The following is a 19,660-nucleotide window of genomic DNA, read 5'->3' on the forward strand; positions in this document are numbered from 1 at the left end:
GGCCCTCTGATGAAATTAGCTGTGGATCAGCAGGGCGTCGCCGAAGAAGGCGCCCAGGTTGAGCATCTCGACAATCTCGACCACGGCGGGGCTGTGGTTCAACAGGCGCAGTTCGCGCTTGTCGGCGGCCGCCGTGTTCTTGGCCAGCATCAGCACCTGCAGGCCCGCCGTATCGAGCTCGGTGACGCCGGACAGGTCCACTTCCAGCACGGGCGACTTGCGCAGCGCCTCCAGCAGCGTCACCTTTAGATCGGCGGCGCGGTAGATCGTCAGCTCGCCGTCGATGGCAAGGCGAGTGACCCCGGCAACCCCGGCGGCGGCGTCGGAACTCACGGCAGCACCAGCTTGGCCACGGCGCCGAGCAGCACTTCCGGCTTGAACGGCTTGACCACCCACGCCTTGGCGCCCGCGGCCTTGCCCTCCTCCTTCTTGCCCTCCTGCGATTCGGTGGTGAGCATGATCACCGGCGTGAAACGGTAGTTCGGCAGCTGCTTGAACTCCTTGACGAAGGTGATGCCGTCCATGTTGGGCATGTTCACGTCGCACACCACCAGATGGATTTTCTGGCCGGTGCATTTGGACAGCGCGTCGACACCGTCGCGGCCTTCGATGACATCGTAGCCCGCGCCCTTGAGCGCGATGCCCACCACCTGGCGCAAAGACGCGGAATCGTCGACCACCATAATCGTTTTTGCCATGGTTTATCTACCCTATCTACCTACTGGTTCAGAAAAAAGTGATCTCGTCGGCGGCGGCGGCAACCGGCGCGGCGTGCCTGGAGCCGCCATGCACCGCGTGCTCCTCGGCCATCGCGTAGGTCTTCTGCAGCTCGTGCAGCAATGGCGCCGGGTCGAGCGGCTCGAGCACGTGGTCGGCCTCGTAACGGCCGCGGTTCTCGCGCAGCAGCGACGGCAGCAGCTCCATGTTCTCGCGCACATGCGCCATCACCTGGCTGACGCGGTCCTGGAACTGCAGCTGCACCAGCGCCTGTCCCACCTCGCCCTGGATGCCGATGCTCTCCTGCTTGAGCAGGTCGGACGATTGCACCAGCGCGTCGGTCATGGTGCGGAAGTCGGCCAGCACGGTGTCGATCATGCCCTCGGCCGACGACATCGAACGGTTCTCGTGCTCGCTCGACTGCTCGGCCGCCTGGCTGGCGGCGAGGATGGCGCTGCTGATCAGGCCGACCCGGTTGGAGATGTTGCGGCCCGTCTCGGCCGAGCGGCTCGACAGGTTGCGCACCTCCTGCGCCACCACCGCGAAGCCGCGTCCCGCCGGCCCCGCGCGCGCCGCCTCGATCGCGGCGTTGAGCGCCAGCAGATTGGTTTGCGCGGCGATGCTGGCCACGCCTTCGGCCATGTCGCGCAGCTCGCGCGTGAAGCGTTCCAGGTCCTTGATCTGCGCGAGCATGGCCTGCTTGGACGTCATCGCCGATTTCATCGACGTCACCACGGAGCCAAGCTGCGACTCGCTGCGCGCGAACACCTCGGTCATCGACGGCGCGCCCTTGCCGCCGTCCAGGCTGGCGACGTGCAGCGCGTTGTCGAGCTTATCGACGATGTTGGAAAAGCGTCCGGCCAGGTCGGCGACGGCGTCCTCCATCTGCGTGCGGGAGTTCTCGATATGGCGGCACCAGATCGGCAGCACGGCGTCGCCGAAGCGTTCGCGCCCGTCGAGGTAATCGTCGACCATCGACGATCCGGCGCCGGCGCCGCCGTCCGCCTGGCCGAAGGCGCACCACGCGGCGGCGGCCAGCAGCAACGCGGCCCACAGCACCGTGTACCAGCCCCAAGCGCCCCACCCCGCGGCCATCGTTCCCACCGCACCGGCGCCGGCGAGCGCAAACGGCATCACGATGTTTCTGTCTAATACAAATGAGTTTGTCTTCACTAACCGCCACCCCGCTGAGCTCTCAAAAACGTCGCCGATGGGAACGCCTGAAGGTCCAACTCTATCGCACTTGAACCGCGTTTGTTCTCATAAAGTTTAAATCCGATAGGCCGATTGCAACTTCCTGTTGCACCCACGCAACCACGAACGGAGCCTTATAGAGACTAGCAAAACGGTACTTTCACGCATGCCGCGGCGGGCCGTCGACTCTCGACAATTTTTGACTTTCGATGTAGATTGGCAAAGTTGCATAGCTGCTATGGCAGCGTCGCACCCCCCACTTAAATCGAAGGAAGAATATGAAACAATATGGCGCGGAATTTTTTGGAACGTTTTGGCTGGTGCTCGGCGGCTGCGGCAGCGCCGTGCTGGCGGCCGCCTTCCCTGGTGTCGGCATCGGCCTGCTCGGCGTGTCGCTGGCGTTCGGCCTGACGGTGCTGACGATGGCGTACGCCATCGGCCACATCTCCGGCTGCCACCTCAACCCGGCGGTGTCGATCGGCCTGTGGGCCGGCGGCCGCTTCCCGGCCAATCAGCTGCTGCCGTATATCGTGGCGCAGGTGCTGGGCGCGATCGTCGCCGGCGGCGTGCTGTATGTAATCGCCACCGGCAAGGCCGGCTTCGACGTGGCGGGCGGCTTCGCCTCCAACGGCTACGGCGAGCACTCGCCGGGCGGCTACTCGCTGACGGCGGCGCTGGTGACCGAGGTGGTGATGACGATGATGTTCCTGCTGATCATACTGGGCGCCACCGACGAACGCGCGCCGAAGGGCTTCGCGCCGCTGCCGATCGGCTTTGCGCTGACGTTGATCCACTTGATCAGCATCCCGGTCACCAACACCTCGGTCAATCCCGCGCGCAGCACCGGCGTGGCGCTGTACGTCGGCGACTGGGCCACCACGCAGCTGTGGGCGTTCTGGGTCGCGCCTATCGTCGGCGCGCTGCTGGGCGCCGCCATCTACCGCTTCATCGGCAGACAAGACCCGCTGTAACATCCCCGGTCCGGACGCGGCGCGGCGCCCGGACCCGCTCCGCACCAGAATATCTGAAAGGGTTTACACTACGGGTTCGCACGGCATACACAAACCGGATCCGAAACCATCATTGCCGGTTGCTTCAGCCGCGCCATCGAAACATGAATCAGGCATTCTTAGAGCACAGGGCAAAGTACCGGGACGCCGTCACACAGCGCTACCGCGTGACCCCGGAAATGTACGACGAGGTTTCGCGCCTGCTGGCGCCGATCGCCGCGCCGGTCAGCATGCGCAAGGGCGAGTACCTGCAGCACATCGGCGTGCTGGCGCAAAGCGTGTACTGGCTGCACAGCGGCGTCGCCCGCACCGGTTTCCTCACCGACGCCGGCAACGAGGTGACCTTGTACTTCCGCACCGACGGCCAGGCCGCCGCCTCCCACGACGACCTGCTGCGCGCGAACCGCAACGAGCTGTCGCACAATTTCGTCATCGCCGAAACGGCGATCCACGGCTACCGCATCGACTGGGCCGCGCTGACCGATCTGGCCGGGCGCCACGGCGTGCTGCGCGACTATTATCTGAAGGCCTCCGAGCATGGCATCATCGACCAGGGCAAGCGGCTGTACCTGAGCGTGTGCCCGGCCCTGGGCCGGCTGGCGGCGTTCCGGCGCGACTATCCGGGCCTGGAGCACCGCATCTCGCAGAAGGTGGTGGCGTCCTTCCTCGGCGTCACGCCGCAATACATGTCGCATCTGCTGCGCCAGGACGCGGCCGAGAACAAACGCAACTAAACGACAACGGCGAGGCGAAAAAAAAAGCGCCCCGAAGGACGCTTTTTGCGAACCGCGGTAGCGGTCTTATTTCTTCATGCCGGTGATCTTGTTCTGCGCATCGACGAACACGATCTTCGGCTTGTAGTCGGCGATCTGCTCTTCGGTCATCGGCGCGTAGGTGCAGATGATCAGCAGGTCGCCCAGGTGCGCCTTGCGGGCCGCCGCGCCGTTCAGCGAGATCTCGCCGGTGCCGCGCAGGCCCGGAATCGCGTAGGTCGCGAAACGCTCGCCGTTGTTTACGTTATACAGATCGATATGCTCGTTCGGCAGAATATCGGCCGCCTCCAGCAGATCCATGTCGATACCGCAGGAACCCTCGTAGTTCAGATCCGCCTGCGTGACCGTAACCCGGTGCAGCTTGGCACGCAGCATAACTCGTTGCATAGACATCTTCTTCATCCCTCGATTAGTAATCATTCAAGCTTGCCAAAGTACCTTTGCGGGACTCGATGCAATGCGAGGGCGATATCATATCACTAGCCGGACTCATGCGGCTACTTGTGCCATTTACTTCGGCGAGGGCGTGAAGTTCAGGTCCCGGAAGTCGTAGCTGAAGTCCGTCTCGGAAGAAATGGGCTCCATCTTCATGCGCTCGATGCTGCCGTTCGGGTTCAGCGCGAACGTGACATAGGCGTCGGCGTTGAAGCTGCGCTCCTTCCAGCGGACGATGAAGGTGTCGTGCTGGAAGTGCTCCAGCTCCCCCGTCAGGTCCGGCGTGCGGGCGAAGCGCATCACGCGCTTGCCGCCTTCGGCGGCGATGGTGACCTTGCCGTACCACGGGTCTTCATACGCGCCGTCGTAGGACGCCAGCGGCAGCGACGGCGACGACCTGGCCGCGCGCGCCGTGTGCTCCTTGCCCAGCCGCTCCAGCTCCTCCTTGTGGGCCGCCGCCTCCTGCTCGGCGTACAGCTTGATCCAGTCGCTGGCCGGCACCTTCAGGTACTGGTCGAGGATGCGCCAGTACAGCGCCGCCATCGCCGGGCCGTTCTCGGCGTTGGTCAGGATCGCGATGCCCAGTTTTTCCTCGGGCACCATCAGCACCGTCGAATAAAAGCCCACCAGCGCGCCGCCGTGCATGGCGATCTTGCGGCCCTTGTAGTCGCGCAGGTTGAAGCCCAGGCCATAGGCGGCGAAATTGGGCTTGGTCGCCGCCAGCGCCGGTTTCGGTTCGCGGATGCGCATCGGCGTTTGCTGGGTCCACATCTCGGCCAGTTGTTTGGCGCTGATCAGCTGCTTGCCGTCCGGCGTCTTGCCGTCGTTGAGCAGTAGATTCATCCAGCGCGCCACGTCCCCGGCGCTGGTGTTGAGGCCCACCGCGCCGACCGCGTTCGGCACCGGGATCGGCCTGACCACGACCGGCTTGTCATTGACCTTGCTGTGCGGCGCCGCGTAGTCGGCGCTGGCCAGCATCGCGGCCACGCTGGTGGTGCTGCCGTCCATGCCCAGCGGCGCCAGGATGCGGTCGCGGATGGCGTCGCCCCAAGGCTTGCCGTCCTTCTCGGCGATGATTTTGCCGGCGACGATGTAGAGCAGGTTGTCGTAGGCGTAGCTGTTGCGGAAGCTGGTGGCCGGCTTGATATAGCGCAGCCGCGAGATGATCTCGTCGGTGCTGAAACTGGTGGTCGGCCACCATAGCAGATCGCCGGCGCCCAGACCAAGGCCGCTGCGGTGCGTGAGCAGGTCGCGCACCGTCATCGCGCCGGTGACGTAGGCATCGTACATCTGGAAGCCCGGCAGGTGCTTGGTGACCGGATCGTCCCAGGCGATCTTACCCTCGTCGACCAGCATCGCCAGCGCGGCGGCGGTGAAGGCCTTGGAGTTGGACGCCACTTCGAACAGCGTTTTGGCGTCGACCGGTTTGGGCTCGCCCAGCTTGCGCACGCCGTAGCCCTTGGCCGTGACGACCTTGCCGTCCTTGACGATGGCGATGGCCATGCCCGGCACGCCGAAGGTCTTGAGGGCGCGGTCGACGTCGGCGTCGAGGTTGAACGCGGGAACCGCCGCCGTGGAGGCGGCGGTCGTCGTCGCGGTGGTGCCGGCGTCCGGCGCGGCGAGCGCCGAGCCGAGTGCCGCCATCAACGCGACCGATACAAAAGTACGGGAGAACTTCATCATTTATTCAGTTTGAATTGTTTGTCGACCGAAGCCTGGGTCACGGGATGATAGTGGTCGCGCGCCTTGGCGTAGACGGCGCGCGCCCAGTCCTTGTCGGTCGGGTTTTTCAACAGCGCGGCATACAGCGGCACCACGAACTTCTGCCGGCCCACGCTCATGAGGAATTTGTTGAGCGGGTCGCGCACGTTGTAGCCCGCCTTGACGGAACCCAGGTAGAAGCGGTACGCGATTTCGTTGTTGCCGCTCTTGGCCAGGCCGAAAGCCTGGTCCAGCTCCTGCATCTGCGCGGCGGTGGCCTTGCCTTCGATGGCGTTCAGGAAGTGCATCCACTCGAGCGCGATCCAGCCCTTGCCGCCCAAATCGGCGGTCGGCAATTCGCCCTTGAGCCACGCGGCGCGCTGCGCATCCAGCGCGGCCAGGCGCGGCGAGACCGCACGCACGGCGGTGGCCGGAATACCGGAGGCGTACAGCCATTCATCCAGCTCCGCCTGCGGCATGTACTCGGGATGCGCGTCGAGCAGGTTTTTCTTCAGGTACTCGACGAATTCCTCGGTGGTGGCCGACTTGAACGCGTGCTGGTCGAACCAGCCGCGCAGGAAGGGATCGAACACCTCGCGTCCGGCGCGCTGCTCGATGGTGCGCAGGAACCACGCGCCCTTCGGATAAATCAGGCCGCCGTCGGCGTAGGTCGACGGATCGGTGTCCGGACCGCGCGTGGACAGCGCCTGCTTGGAGGCCGGCACGGTCAGCAGCGAGACCAGCGCCTCCTCCTGCTCGACCTGCAGGTTCATCTCGGCGATCTCGGGGCCGTAGATCTTTTCGACGATGCGGGTGGTGACGTAGGTGGTGAAGCCCTCGTTGAGCCACATGTGCTTCCAGGAGGCGTTGGTCACCAGGTTGCCGGACCACGAGTGCGCCAGTTCGTGCGCGATCAGGTCGACCAGGCTGCGGTCGCCCGCGATCATGGTCGGCGTGAGGAAGGTCAGGCGCGGATTTTCCATGCCGCCGTACGGGAACGACGGCGGCAGCACGATCATGTCGTAACGCTCCCACCGGTAAGGACCGTACAGGCTCTCGGCGGCGCTGATCATCTTCTCGGTGTCGGCCAGCTCGCTGGCGGCGGCCTCGATGCGGGCCGGTTCGGCGTAGACCGCCGAGCGCGGACCGAGCTTGCGCACCTCGATCTCGCCGATGGCGATGGCCAGCAGGTAGGAAGGAATCGGCTGCGCCATCTTGAACTTCCAGCCGCCGTCGCCGGTGGCGGCGGGGTCGTTGTCGGCGCTCATCAGCACGCGCAGTCCGGCCGGCGCGTCGATGCGGGCGCTGTAGGTGAAGCGCACTGCCGGCGTATCCTGCACCGGCGCCCACGAGCGGGCGTTGATGTCCTGCGACTGGCTGAACATGAACGGGCGCTTGCCCGACATGGTCTGCGCGGGCGACATCCACTGCAGCGCGGCGGCCGACGGCGCGGTGCGGTAGTAGACGCGCACCTTCTGCGGCTGGAACGGCAGCGCGATGCGCAGCGCCCGGCCCTTCTGCACATCGAGCTTGTCGAGCATGAAGGAGGCCGAGGTCCAGCGGCCGCTAGGATTGAGCACCTGCACCTTGGCGATAGAGAGTTCGTTCGTGTCGAGCACCAGGGTGCGGGCCGACTTGTCGATCCAGTTCAATGTCAGCTCGGCGTAGCCGCCCAGCGTCTTGCGGCCGAAATCGGCCTTCAGGTCCAGATACAGGTCGCTGGTGCGGACCTGATCGTAGCGCGCGTAGCTCAGCGGATCGGCGTGGGCGGCAAGCGACATCAGTGCGGTAAGCACCAACGCGGACAGTGTCTTCTTGATAGGCATGGTGATCTTTTCAATGTTGGTCTGAAGCGCGATGCAGAATATCACAGCCATGTAACAGGCATGTGTGCGGCCGCCAACGGGAGCGGTGAACGGCTGTGTTAAAATACGCGCCGTAATTGGGGAGTAGTCGGCTTGCGCCTCCCGGCGCAGGAACCTGTATCAACATAATCGGTCCGCAGACCGTGGTGCAGGTGGTTGAAAAACTTGACGAGACCATGATCGAGGGGCGGCCATGATGGGCCGGAGTCGCGCCTGGATCATTGGTTAATCGTTTCCGGCCCGCGTACCACTCACATCATCCCAATGGAAGCATTCCTCGTCTCCACAGGCATTGTCGCTCTCGCTGAAATCGGCGACAAAACCCAGCTGCTCGCTTTCGTCCTGGCCGCCAAATTCCGTCGTCCGCTGCCGATCATCGCCGCGATCTTCATTGCCACCATCGCCAACCACGCGTTCGCGGCGGCCATCGGCACCTGGATCACCGGCCTGCTGGGGCCAGACACCTTGCGCTGGGTGCTGGGCGCGTCGTTCCTGGCGATGGCCGTGTGGACCCTGGTGCCCGACAAGCTCGATGACGAGGACACACGCCTGGCCGGCTACGGCGTGTTCATGACCACGCTGATCGCCTTCTTCGTCGCCGAGATGGGCGACAAGACGCAGGTGGCCACGGTGGCGCTGGCGGCGCGCTACGACGCGCTGATCGCCGTCGTCTGCGGCACCACGCTCGGCATGATGATCGCCAACGTCCCGGCGGTCTACCTTGGCGACCGGATCGCCAACCGCGTCTCGCTCAAACTGGTGCACGGCATCGCCGCCGCCGTCTTCGCGCTGCTCGGCGTGGCGACCTTGCTGGGCGCCGGCGCCAGCCTCGGCGTCTAACCCCGGGGGGTCAGTGCCGACATTCGGACACGAGCTAAGCCATTGCAACGCCGTTTCGGATGGGGCCGTGTCCGAATGTCGGCACTGACCCCGCTGGACGAATGTCGGACCTGACCCCGCTGGGGGTTAGCGGGCTTGCGGGCCGTCCGCTGCGGCGCTGGCGGTGGCGCTCGTTTGCGTGACCCAGATCGGCGCCGACCACAAGATCTTGCCGTCGTTTTGCGTCACCTTGGCGTAGTAGAAATGCTCGCCGGCGGCCGGCGTGATGGTGGTGGTGGCCGTGGTCGAGAGCTGCGTCACCGTGCCGTTGCGGCCAGGGACGCCCTCGTACACGCGCACCGACGATACGGTTTTTCCGCCGGCGCTGGCGAAATTGGCCACCAGCTTGAGCGTGCCGCTGTTGGCGATGCGCTCACCCATCATGCGGCCGTTGCCGGTCAGGATCAGCTGCGACCCCTTGTCCATCGTCGCGTAGACGCGGCGCGCCTTGATGGCGGCGATCATGCTGGCCGATGTCAGCGCCGTGCCGTTGGGGATCAGCACCCCGGTGCGGTTGGTGTAGGACGCGCCCCAGTTGGCGCAGTGGTTGTCCTGGTTGGTGGAGAAGGCGACGTGAAAGCCCGCTTCCAGCGCCTTGTTGCACGCGCCCTCGTAGGTGCTGCGGCTGGTCTCCGTCTCGCTGGTGTTGGTCGAGAAGGCCGACGTGTTGAGCACTTCGCACATCGCCATCGCCTGGTCGCCGTCGGCCGTGTAACCGAGCGCGGTGCCATTGACGATGAACTGGCCGGAGCTCGACGGATGGTTGAACTGCCCCACCCAGCCGCGCTGGCGCATCAACGTGTACAAGGCGCCGTAGTCGTTCTTGGTGGTCTGGGTGTCGGCCAGCAGTTGGCCGCTGCCGTTGCTCTCCCAGCCCAGCAACTCGGTGGCGTTGAAGATGTTCAGATGGCCGCCGTTGTTGATCACGCCCCATTCCAGGCCATACATGCCGAGGAAGCCGGGGTTGGCGCTGTTGTAGTTGGCGGCCGCCGTCAGGCCCGATTGATAGAGCGCCTTCGCCACCGCCGGATCGGCCGTGGTCTTGGTGGCGTCGGAGCCGTCGTACATGTGATTGTGCTCGGACGCCATCAGGAAATCGAGGCCCTTCCCTTTTGCGTAGGCATAGGCGTCGGCCGGGCCGAACGCCGCGCTTTGCGGGTTCTGCGCGCCGGTGCAGCTCGACAGCGCGCCGCCGCCGTCGCTATGGTTGGTCTGGCTGTGCAGATTACCCAGGTAGATGGTGTACGGCAGCGAGGCCGTCGCCGCCACCGAGGTGGTGGTCGCGCCGTCGTCCGTTGACATGGCGTCGGTCGCGGCGGCGCCGGACTTGCCCTTGCCATCCACGCGCTGGCGCGAAATCGGCAGCGGCGCGAAGGCCGGCATGGCCTGCGCCACGCGCTTGCCGACGCCGATCTCCCAGCTTTGCTCGACCTCCTCGTCGCCGTCGCTGGCGCGCATCCGCACCTGATATACGCCGTCCGACAGGATCACGCCCTGGCCACGGCCGTCCCAGGCGACGCGGACGTCGACCTGCTTGTCCGCCAGCGCGCGGCTGCCCTTCCACTGCTGTACCGTCACGCCATCGGGACTGACCACCTCCAGCGTCCAGCTGACCGCCTTGGCCTGCTCCAGGAAAGGGTAATCGAACGACAGCGTGAACGTGCGCGCCTCCGGCAGTTCGGACGTGGCCTTGGCGTCGGCCAGGAACGGCGCGTGCAGCGTCGCCTCGAATTCCTGGTGGTCGGCCTTGGAGGCCTGCGCCCCGCCGGCAAAGCCGGCGGACAGCAATAGCGTGAACATCAACTTCGACAGCGGCGCGAACTTGTTCATGTCATCTTCTTTCAGCGGTTGGGAATCCTAAAATTCTGCCAACTATGCATGACGGCAATATGACCAACAAATTCGATTTTTATTGTCTATTCAGACATTCGCGCACTAAATTGAGTAAACGATTACAGTCGTTCCTCCCCGGGAATGGCAGGCCGCGCCGGCAACCGCAGTTCCACCTGGTGCGTCATGCCCGTGTCGACCAGCGCGATCGCCTGTTCCTGTTGCGGCACGCCGTCGACCGTCAACACCGGCACCGCGCCGGCGTCGCCATCATGCAGCACGCGGATCACGTACGACGATGTCTCGTAACGGTAGGTCAGCGTGAAGCTGTTCCAGCCGGCCGGCATGCGTGGCGACAGAGTCAGTTGCTGCGCGCCGCGCGTCAGACCAAGCAGGGACTCGATGATCAGACGGTACATCCAGCCCGAGGAGCCGGTGTACCAGCTCCAGCCGCCGCGCCCCACGTGCGGCGCAACGGCGTAGACGTCGGCCGTGACCACGTAAGGCTCGACCTTGTACTTGGCCGTGCCCTCCGCCGTCCCGCCGTGCATGACCGGATTGATCATGCGCGCCAGTTCCCAGGCCCGCTCCGTGTCGCCCAGGCGGGCGAACGCCATCGCGGTCCAGATTGCGGCGTGGGTGTACTGGCCGCCGTTCTCGCGCACACCCGGCACGTAACCACGGATGTAGCCGGGGTTGGGGCCGGCCTTGTCGAACGGTGGATCGAGCAATTGGATGATGCCCGAATCGCGCCGCACCAGGCGCTGGTTGACCTGCTCCATGGCGCCGCGCACGCGCGCCGGATCGGCGGCGCCGGACAGCACGCCCCAACTCTGCGAAATCGAATCGATCTGGCATTCCTCGTTGGTGTGGGAGCCGAGCGGCGTGCCGTCGTCGAAATAGGCGCGGCGGTACCACTCGCCGTCCCAGGCGTTCAATTCGACGTTGGCGGCCAGCTTCCTGGCCTCCTCGCGGCATTCGGATGCGAACACCGTGTCGTCCTTCATGTCGGCGACGTCGGCGAAGCGTTGCAGCACCTCGCACAGGAAGAAGGCCAGCCACACGCTCTCGCCCTTGCCATGCTCGCCCACCTTGTCCATGCCGTCGTTCCAGTCGCAGGAGCCGATCAGCGGCAGACCGTGTTCGCCGAAGCGCAGGCCGTGGCGGATCGCCTGCACGCAATGCTCGTACAGGGTGCCGCTCTGGCCCGAGCGGCTCGGCATGTCGTAGTAGGAATCCTCTTCCGGCTTGACGGCGCGCCCCTCCAGGTAAGGCAGGTTTTCCTCCAGCACGCTCATGTCGCCGGTGCTGGCGACATAGCGCCAGGCGCCCAGCGGCAGCCACAGATAATCGTCCGAGCAGTGCGTGCGCACGCCACGGTCCGACGGCGGATGCCACCAGTGCTGCACATCGCCCTCGAGGAACTGGTGGGCGCCGCACAGCAGCAACTGGTCGCGCAGCAGGTGCGGTTGCGTGTGGATGGTGGCCATCGCGTCCTGCAGCTGGTCGCGGAAGCCGAACGCGCCGCCGGACTGGTAGTAGCCGCTGCGCGCCCAGATGCGGCAGGCGATGGTCTGGTACATCAGCCAGCCGTTGGCGATGACGTCGAGCTCCGGTTCCGGCGTTTCGATGCGCACCGCGCCCAGGGTCTTTTCCCAGTGCGCGTGCACGGCGGCCAGGGCCTCCTGCGCGGCGCCGGCGCTGCGGTGTTTTTGCACCATGCTGCTGGCGTCGGCGTTGCGGCGGCCGGCCACGCCAAGCACGAAGACGATCTCGCGCTCCTGGCCCGGCAGCAGGTCGAACGGCGCCTGGATGGCGGCGCAGGCGTCGAGCCCCGCGCCGACCTTGCCCGACAGGCGCGCGCGGCGCAGCGCGGCCGGCGCGGCCAGCGAGCCGTTACGGCCCAGGAATTCGCCACGGTCGCCCGTGATCGAGCGCAGGCTGGCGTCGCAATTGAAGAAGGCGACGCGGCCGGTGAACTCGGTGTTGTACGGATTGCGGGCGAACATCGCGCCGCTGACCGCGTCGACCTCGGTGAGGATGTGCATGCCGGACTTGGAACGCATATCGCCCAGCACCCATTCGACATAGCCGGTGACGGTGAGCTTGCGCGCCACCAGCGTATCGTTGCGCACCTTGAGCACCGTGTACTTGATCGGCGCGTCGGTCGAGACGAAGGTCGTCATCTCGGTGGCTATGCCGTTCTCGCTATGTTCGAAAACGCTGTAGCCGAAGCCGTGGCGCGTGACGTAGTCGCCGGCGCCGCGCGCGGGCAGCGCGGCCGGCGACCAGAACTCGCCGGTCTGCTCGTCGCGCAGGTAGAACGCTTCGCCGCTGGCATCGCTGACCGGATCGTTGTGCCACGGCGTCAGGCGGTATTCATGCGCGTTCTCGTGCCAGGTGTAGGCCTGGCCGCTTTCCGAGATCACCGTGCCGAAGTGCGCATTGGCCATCACGTTGGACCACGGCGCCGGCGTGCGCTGGCCCTCGCTAGTGGTGATCACGTATTCGCGCCCGTCCGGCGTAAACCCGCCGATGCCGTTTTCCAGCATCAGCGCGCGCGCCGGGCGGGCGGCTGGCACGGTGGTGCCGTAGTCGCCGCGACCGTCCGCCAGCAACGGCGGCATGCGCATCGACTGCGGGCCGGGCCGCTTGATCTGCTCGGCCAGCGAACCGCGGCTGTCGCTGAGGATGGCGCGCGCCACCGACTGCAGCAGGATGCGGTCCTCGTTGGAGATCTGGTCGGCCAGGCGCACGAAGATGCCGCCCGGACGATCGACCGCCTGGGCGTCGATGCCGGAGGCGATCAATCCCATGATCTGTTCATGCAGTAGTTGCCGGTACCCCGACTGGTCCTCGTACCAGATCACCAGGTCGACCACCAGGCCTTTGAGGCGCCAGTAGGCGTGCGCCTGGACCATCTGGCGCACCAGATCGATGTTGGCGGGGTCCTTGATCTGCAGCAGCACGATCGGCAGGTCGCCGGAGATCGCGTACGCCCACAGGCCGGATTGGCCGCGCTGGTTCTTGACCAGCGTGCCGACGTCGGCGCGCAGCGCGGCGTTCGGATAGATGACCGAGTTGGCCAGGCGGCCGTACAGTTGCCCGTCCGCCTCGCTGGCGTTGAGCTGGCGCAGCACCACCTGGCTGTGGGTCCACGCCAGTTCGAACACGCGGTCGGCCAGGTGCCTGTCCTGGTATTTGTCGATCAGGTGCAGCGCGGCGTCGCGCTGCTCGGTCATGCCGGTGACGATATCGACGGTGGCCATCTGGTCCGGCTTGAGCGTGATGGTGTAACGGATCGCCACGACCGGATCGAGCACCGAACCTTCGGCGCCGCCCAGCGGGCCGCTTTCCAGCAGCGCGCGCGGCGCGGCGGCGGTGTTGCCTCGGCCAAGGAAGCGCGAACGGTCGGTCTCGAACGACACCTCGACCACCGGCGCGTCGTGCACCGTCATCGAATGCAGCATGTACGGCATGGCCTCGTTGCCGCCGCGCGGACGGCGCGTGCACAGGATCGCCTGCTGGGAGCGCAGGATCTCGGTTTGCACGAACAGCTTGCTGAAGGCCGGGTGGGCGGCATCGGCGGCGGCCGGCGCCATCACCACCTCGGCGTAGCTGGTCACCTCGATGGTGCGCACGCTGTCGCTCTTGTTGGTGATGCGGGTGCGGCGCAATTCGATGTCGTCTTCCGGCGAGACCACGATTTCCGTGTACAGGTCCAGGCCACGGTCGGAGCGGCGGAACTCGGCGCGTCCCTCCGAGAAGATCACTTCGTACTTGCGCGGATCGACCAGCGTCGGTTGATAGGTGGTGGACCAGAACTGGCCGTCGTCCAGGTCGCGCACGTAGCAGAAGTTGCCCCAGTTGTCGCGGGTACTGTCTTCGCGCCAGCGCGTCACGGCCAGGTCGCGCCAGCGGCTGTAGCTGCCGCCGGCGTTGGTGACCATGACGTGATAGCGGCCGTTCGATAGCAACTGGGTTTCCGGCACCGGTGTGCTGTGCTGGGTCAGCACGCGCATCGGCGCGGCCTGCTGGTCGGGCACGGTGGTGCGCAGCGCCGCCAGCTCGGTGGTGTTGGAATAGAAGGCGCCGGCCTGCGGGCTGCGTTCCTGCAGCACCAGCAAGGTCGATTGCAGCAGCGGATCGGATTCGAAGCGGCGCTGCATCGGCCGGTCGTGCAGCAGATAGCTGAGCGACAGCAGGCCCATACCCTGGTGGTGGACCATGAACGAGCGCACCACGGCGCAGCTCTGGCCGCGCGGCAGGCGCGAGGCGGTGTAGTCGATCGCCTCGAAGAAGCCGTAGCGGCCCATGAAGCCCAGGCCCGCCATCTTCTGCAGGTTCAGGCACGCCGCTTCCGGCTGCACCATCAGTCCCATCATGGTGGCGTAAGGCGCGATCACCAGGTCGTCGGCCAGGCCGCGCTTGAGGCCCAGGCCCGGAACGCCGAAGGCGCGGTACTGGTAATTGAGGTTGGCGTCGACGGTGTTGTAGCCGGACTCGGAAATCCCCCACGGCACGCCACGGCGTTTGCCGTAGTCGATCTGCGCGTCGATGACGGCGTTGTAGGTTTGGTCGAGCAAGGTGCTCGGGTAGTTCGGCATCACCAGCAGCGGCATCAGGTACTCGAACATCGAGCCGCTCCAGGACAGCAGCACCGGCTTGCCGGCGACGATGCACAACTGGCGGCCCAGCGCGAACCAGTGGTCCTGCGGCAGCTGCCCCTGGGCGATGGCGATGAAGCTGGCCAGGCGCACTTCCGACGCCAGCAAATCGTAGTAGCTGGCGTCGAGGCGGCGCTCGCTGACGTTAAAGCCGATCGCCAACAGGTTGGTGGTCGGGTTGTACAGGAATCCGTATTCCATCTGGGCGAAGGCGCAGCTGCGCTGCGCCAGTTCGGCCAGCACGCGCATGCGCTCGTGCGCGGCGGCGCTGCCCTGCTCAAGCAGTTGCGCCAGTTGTTGCTGGCGTTCGCGCTCGACCGGGGCCAGGTCGGTCACCGGAATGGCGGCGCTGGCATGGGACAGGCTGGCCAGTTCGCGCAAGGTCGGCACGCGCGTCATGCTGGTGTCGAACACGGTATCGGCCGACAGATTGACCCATGGCGTCAACAGCGCCAGCTCGTCGAGGGCGGCGTTGCTTTGCCGGACCAGCGAAGCGCTCCACATCGCGGCGTCGCTTTGCGGTTCGACCTGCGCGTGCAGCGCTTCGGCGGCTTGCGCGGCCAGCACCAGCCATCCGTTCAACTGCTGCAGATGGGTGGGGTCCGGCTTCGCGGCCAGTAGCGCCAGCAACGGCGCCAGATCCGGTGGCGTGGCGATGGATTCGGCGCCCTGGCTGGCGATGGGCGGCGCGACACCGTCGGTGGCGCCATCGGCGCTGGCGACGCTTACCACAGTGGCGCTGGCGGCCGGCGTGCCGGCGGTGGCGGCGTCGTTGAGCGTCTCTTCCAGCACGCGCGCGGTGGCCAGCATGCCGTCGATGATTTGAGGACCGAGGACCGGCTGGTCGAACATGCCGGTCAGGCCGGGCTGCAACGTCAGCAGGTGGCCCGCCAGGTTGCCGCTGTCGACCGTCGAAATGTAGATCGGGTGCAGCGGCTTGAGGGTTTGCGTGTCGTACCAGTTATAGAAGTGGCCCTGGTGGCGCTCCAGCTTATCCATCGCGTCCAGCGTGGCGCCGGTGCGCGCGATCAGCTGCGACACCGTGATGTAGCCGAAGTCGCAGGCGCTCAGGTTGGCCAGCAGCGCCATGCCGATATTGGTCGGCGAGGTGCGGTGGGCGATGACCTGCACCGGATGCTCCTGCATGTTATCGGGCGGCAGCCAGTTGTCGTCGGGGCCGACGAAGCGGTCGAAATAAGCCCAGGTGCGGCGCGCCAGTTTGTGCAGGAACACGTTCTGTTCCGGCGACAGCTGCGCGTCCTTGCGCTTGATCGGACGGCTGATCCAGTCCGCCACGGCCGGCGCCACCAGCCACGCCAGCAGGAACAGCGCGGCCGGCGCCAGGCTGGCGGGACGCCAACCGAGCAGCATGCCGCCGACGAACAGCGCCAGCACCGGCGCCGGCCACATTCTGATCCAGGTGCTGGCGTTGGCGCCGGTGCGCGACAGCGCCGACGCGCGCCACTCGAGCATGTGTTTATGCGACACCGTCATGCGGTAGACGCTGCGGACGATCGCGTCGAGGCTAAAGTAGGCCTCGTACGGCAGGAACACCAGCATCAACATCGCGTGCGAGAACTGCAGCCCGGTGCGGCGCATGGTGGCGCGCAGATGCTGGCTCCACAAGGTGTCCTTGGGCCGGTGCAGCACGTCGTGCAGCGCGCTGACAAACGGCGGCAGGAAGATCACGGTCAACACGGCGCCGGTCCACAGCCACGGGTCGGGCAGCCAGCGCCAGGCGACGATCAACGACAGCACCAGCGCGGGCGCGGTCAGGCTGCGGCGCAGGTTGTCGAACAGCTTCCAGCGCGACAGCAGCGACAGCGGATTTTTCTCGCGCTTGCGGCCGGGGCCGGGCACGCGGCCGAACAGCCACGAGATCAGCTGCCAGTCGCCGCGTATCCAGCGCTGGCGGCGGCTGACGTCATCGCTATAGCGGCTCGGATATTCCTCGTACAACTGGGCGTCGCTCAGCAAGCCGGCGCGCAGATAGCAGCCCTCCAACAGATCGTGGCTGAGCACCTGGTTGTCGGGCAGACGGTGTCCCAGCACCTGCTCGAAGACGTCGACATCGTAGATGCCCTTGCCGATGAAGGAGCCTTCCAGGAACACATCCTGGTAGACGTCGGAGACGGTGCGGGTGTACGGGTCGATACCCGGCTCGCCGCCGCACAGCTTTTCGTAGTGCGAGGCGTTCTCGCTTGGCAGGCTGACGGCCACGCGCGGTTGCAGGATGCCGTAGCCTTCGACCACGCAGCCACGCGCCGCGTCCACGCGCGGGCGGTTCAGCGGATGCATCATGGTGGCGATGAACTGCGCCGCCGCGTCGCGCGGCAGCTGGGTGTCGGTATCGAGGGTGATGACGTACTTGATGCTTTCGAGCCGGCTGATATCGCCGACGGCGACCGAGAACTTGTCGCGCGCGCCGCCGCGCAGGAAGCGGTTCAGGTCCTGCAGCTTGCCGCGTTTGCGTTCATAACCCATCCAGACGCCTTCCTGCGGATTCCACAGGCGCGGACGGTGCAGCAGCAGGAAAGGCGTGGCCGGTTCGCCGCTCGGATGGACGGCGTACTTGCGGTTGAGTTGTTCGATCCGGTGCTGCATCTGCTCCAGCAGCGCGGCGTCGCCGGGTAGCGTTTCGGCGGGGGCGTCGGCGAAATCGGTCAACAGGCAAAACACCAGGTTCGGATCGCGGTTGGCGAGGAAGCGCACTTCCAGCTGTTCGCACAGGTCTTCGATGTTGTCCTTGCTGTAGGCAAGCGTCGGCACCACGACCAACGCCCTGCCCTCGGCCGGAATGCCGTCGTCGAGGTCCATGCGCGGCAGCGGATTGGGACGGGTGATCTGCGTGGTCACCCAGTTGACGAGGCTCAGCGCCAGCTGGCTGCTGCCCAGCAGCGCCAGCACGCCCAGCGCCACCAGCACGATGCCGTTCACGCCATGGAAGGCGGCGCGTTCGAGCAGCAGCGCGGTGGCGACGAAGGTGATGGCGGCGATCGCGCCCAGGTAGGACGTCAGCGGCGAGGCGCCCGACGTGTGGCGGAACACTTCGCGCCACGGGCGGCGCATGCCGGTCTGTTTTTCCAGCGCGGCCAGGCCGTCGCCGATCAGATAGAAACCGACGTGGCTGTGGCGCTCGTCGCCGCTGTTGGCGTGCGCCACGGCCAGTTGCAAGGCATGCTGCGCCACTTCGACTTCCGACAGGCGCGAATGCTTGGAGATCTTCTCGACCGAATGGCGGTATTGGTCGCGGGTGGCGAACTCCATGCGGCCGTATACGCCGGCCGGGTCCTGGCGCAAGGTCTGTTCGACCACGCTCATGGTCTCGACGAACTCCTGCCAGTCCATGGTGCCGAGGAAGCGCAGGCTGCCGATGCTGTTGGCGATCGACACCTGTTCGGCCGCCTGCTGCTGGATCTCGGCCTGGATCTGCTGCTCGATGGTGTGGCCCGATTCGGCCAGGCGGTGCGTGATCCACGACAGCGCCAGGGTCAGCGCCGAGCTTTGTCCCTGCAGGCGGCGCGCCAGTTCGGCGACGAAGGCGCTGGTGATCGGCGGATTGGAGCGGGCCATGTCGGCCACCATCAAAATCAGGCCGCTCGGATTTTTTTCCACCACCTCGGTCATCTGGTCGGCCCAGCTGTTGGCCAGGTCGCGGTCGGCGCGGTTGTCGGCCACGCGCACGGCCACGCGGCGCAGGTTCTCGATCAGCGCCAGGCGCAGCATGATGGGGATGGCCCACAACTCGCCCAGCTTGAGCGGCGCGATTTCCTGGTAGGCGACGACGAAGCGGCACAGCGATTCGGGATCGACGCGGCCGTCGCCGTGCGAGATGATCTCCAGCGCGAGCTTGTAGACGCGCGGGCAACCTTCCGGCGCGCCCCGGCTCAGGCGCGGCAGCTCCTTGCTGTAATCCTTGGGCAGGTGGCGGCGGGCGATGCGGATCTGCTCTTCGATCAGGTAGAAGTTATCGAGCAGCCATTCGGAGGCGGGCGTGATCTGCCGACCGGCCTTGACGGCCTCGGTCAGTTCGTCGCAGGTTGCGTTGATGAAGTCGGCGTTTTCCGTCAGGCGCGACAGCAACTGGTCGGGACCGCCGCGCGTGCTCAGTTCGTGGTGCGCCGCCAGCGTTCTGCCGTGCGCGCCCATTTGCGCGGCGCTGAAGAGCTCGGCACGTAAGGGCAGGTCTTCGTCATCTTCGTCGGACACCAGGGAGGCCGTGGTCGATTCGCGGAAGCCGAGCGTCATCTCGGGCATCAGGGGATTGGTCTTTTTCAAGTTATACCTCGCTATGTTGCATGCGAGACGCGGCCGCGCTCCGGCTACGGGCGCGACGAATCTGCGAATGGGAAATTATGTGCTAAGGCATCGTACTTGGGCGCACGGCAGGGGACTGTACGCTGACGTACATACAGCCGCGAGTGTTGGGTCTGGAGCAAAAGAAAAGGGCCGTGGCGGCCCTTGGGGTGGCTTGCATTTTTGCGTAGTCTTCGCATCCGCCGCAAGCGGTGTTGGCGGCGCGTGGCGGATTACGGCGTTCCGCCTAATCCGCCCTACGTGTCTCCGTGACGCGCAGCGTGTTCGGCCAA

11 protein-coding genes and 1 riboswitch are annotated in these 19,660 nt (G+C 65.9%); of the genes, 3 read left to right on the forward strand and 8 right to left on the reverse strand.

From position 1 onward, the window contains the following. Nucleotides 1-15: 15 nt before the first annotated feature. From AC07P1_RS05515 to AC07P1_RS05525, 3 genes are read right to left on the reverse strand one after another with little or no spacing between them, the layout of a single operon-like run. Nucleotides 16-333: an STAS domain-containing protein gene (locus AC07P1_RS05515; protein ID WP_494694860.1), complete on the reverse strand. Its 318-nt coding sequence runs from the start codon at nt 331-333 to the stop codon at nt 16-18. After that, nucleotides 330-698, reverse strand: coding sequence for a response regulator (locus AC07P1_RS05520; RefSeq protein ID WP_090325726.1), 369 nt, complete (start codon nt 696-698; stop codon nt 330-332). The genes AC07P1_RS05515 and AC07P1_RS05520 overlap by 4 nt, the downstream gene beginning before the upstream one ends. Before the next feature lie 28 nt (nt 699-726). Then, complete coding sequence (locus AC07P1_RS05525; RefSeq protein ID WP_494694861.1) at nt 727-1,851, reverse strand: methyl-accepting chemotaxis protein; 1,125 nt, start codon at nt 1,849-1,851, stop codon at nt 727-729. A gap of 293 nt (nt 1,852-2,144) precedes the next feature. On the opposite strand from AC07P1_RS05525, the gene aqpZ reads away from it, so the two are divergent. Both aqpZ and AC07P1_RS05535 read left to right on the forward strand, forming a co-directional pair. Further along, a complete protein-coding gene (gene aqpZ, locus AC07P1_RS05530; protein WP_494695364.1) occupies nt 2,145-2,882 on the forward strand; it encodes an aquaporin Z in 738 nt (245 codons plus the stop codon). A 143-nt stretch (nt 2,883-3,025) separates the two neighbouring features. After that, a complete protein-coding gene (locus AC07P1_RS05535) occupies nt 3,026-3,655 on the forward strand; it encodes a Crp/Fnr family transcriptional regulator (RefSeq protein ID WP_494694862.1) in 630 nt (209 codons plus the stop codon). Nucleotides 3,656-3,721: 66 nt separating this feature from the next. On the opposite strand, the gene panD is transcribed toward AC07P1_RS05535, so the two are convergent. From panD to AC07P1_RS05550, 3 genes are all read right to left on the reverse strand, one after another. Beyond that, nucleotides 3,722-4,081, reverse strand: coding sequence for an aspartate 1-decarboxylase (gene panD, locus AC07P1_RS05540; RefSeq protein WP_090326118.1), 360 nt, complete (start codon nt 4,079-4,081; stop codon nt 3,722-3,724). A 123-nt stretch (nt 4,082-4,204) separates the two neighbouring features. Next, nucleotides 4,205-5,809, reverse strand: a complete 1,605-nt coding sequence (locus AC07P1_RS05545) for a serine hydrolase (protein ID WP_494694863.1) — start codon at nt 5,807-5,809, stop codon at nt 4,205-4,207. After that, entirely contained in the window at nt 5,809-7,656 is a 1,848-nt protein-coding gene (locus tag AC07P1_RS05550; protein ID WP_494694864.1) for a M1 family metallopeptidase, read from the reverse strand. The genes AC07P1_RS05545 and AC07P1_RS05550 overlap by 1 nt, the downstream gene beginning before the upstream one ends. Nucleotides 7,657-7,762: 106 nt before the next feature. Then, nucleotides 7,763-7,948: riboswitch (yybP-ykoY riboswitch) on the forward strand. Nucleotides 7,949-7,959: 11 nt separating this feature from the next. Between AC07P1_RS05550 and AC07P1_RS05555 the strand changes: the two genes are divergently transcribed. Further along, nucleotides 7,960-8,535, forward strand: a complete 576-nt coding sequence (locus tag AC07P1_RS05555; RefSeq protein WP_494694865.1) for a TMEM165/GDT1 family protein — start codon at nt 7,960-7,962, stop codon at nt 8,533-8,535. Between the two features lie 126 nt (nt 8,536-8,661). Here the strand turns inward: AC07P1_RS05555 and AC07P1_RS05560 are convergent, their stop codons facing one another. Together AC07P1_RS05560 and AC07P1_RS05565 are read right to left on the reverse strand one after the other, a co-directional pair. After that, complete coding sequence (locus AC07P1_RS05560) at nt 8,662-10,404, reverse strand: CehA/McbA family metallohydrolase (RefSeq protein ID WP_494694866.1); 1,743 nt, start codon at nt 10,402-10,404, stop codon at nt 8,662-8,664. Nucleotides 10,405-10,526: 122 nt separating this feature from the next. Beyond that, nucleotides 10,527-19,319, reverse strand: coding sequence for a GH36-type glycosyl hydrolase domain-containing protein (locus AC07P1_RS05565; RefSeq protein ID WP_494695365.1), 8,793 nt, complete (start codon nt 19,317-19,319; stop codon nt 10,527-10,529). Between the last annotated feature and the right edge of the window lie 341 nt (nt 19,320-19,660).

This window comes from Duganella sp. GW821-FHT07F09 (assembly GCF_059418705.1).

Coding starts and splice junctions, on each gene's coding strand:
- AC07P1_RS05520 (WP_090325726.1), bottom strand. CDS start 698: ATGGCAAAAACGATTATGGTGGTCGACGATTCCGCGTCTTTGCGCCAG.
- AC07P1_RS05525 (WP_494694861.1), bottom strand. CDS start 1,851: ATGCCGTTTGCGCTCGCCGGCGCCGGTGCGGTGGGAACGATGGCCGCG.
- AC07P1_RS05535 (WP_494694862.1), top strand. CDS start 3,026: ATGAATCAGGCATTCTTAGAGCACAGGGCAAAGTACCGGGACGCCGTC.
- panD (WP_090326118.1), bottom strand. CDS start 4,081: ATGCAACGAGTTATGCTGCGTGCCAAGCTGCACCGGGTTACGGTCACG.
- AC07P1_RS05545 (WP_494694863.1), bottom strand. CDS start 5,809: ATGAAGTTCTCCCGTACTTTTGTATCGGTCGCGTTGATGGCGGCACTC.
- AC07P1_RS05550 (WP_494694864.1), bottom strand. CDS start 7,656: ATGCCTATCAAGAAGACACTGTCCGCGTTGGTGCTTACCGCACTGATG.
- AC07P1_RS05555 (WP_494694865.1), top strand. CDS start 7,960: ATGGAAGCATTCCTCGTCTCCACAGGCATTGTCGCTCTCGCTGAAATC.
- AC07P1_RS05560 (WP_494694866.1), bottom strand. CDS start 10,404: ATGAACAAGTTCGCGCCGCTGTCGAAGTTGATGTTCACGCTATTGCTG.
- AC07P1_RS05565 (WP_494695365.1), bottom strand. CDS start 19,319: ATGACGCTCGGCTTCCGCGAATCGACCACGGCCTCCCTGGTGTCCGAC.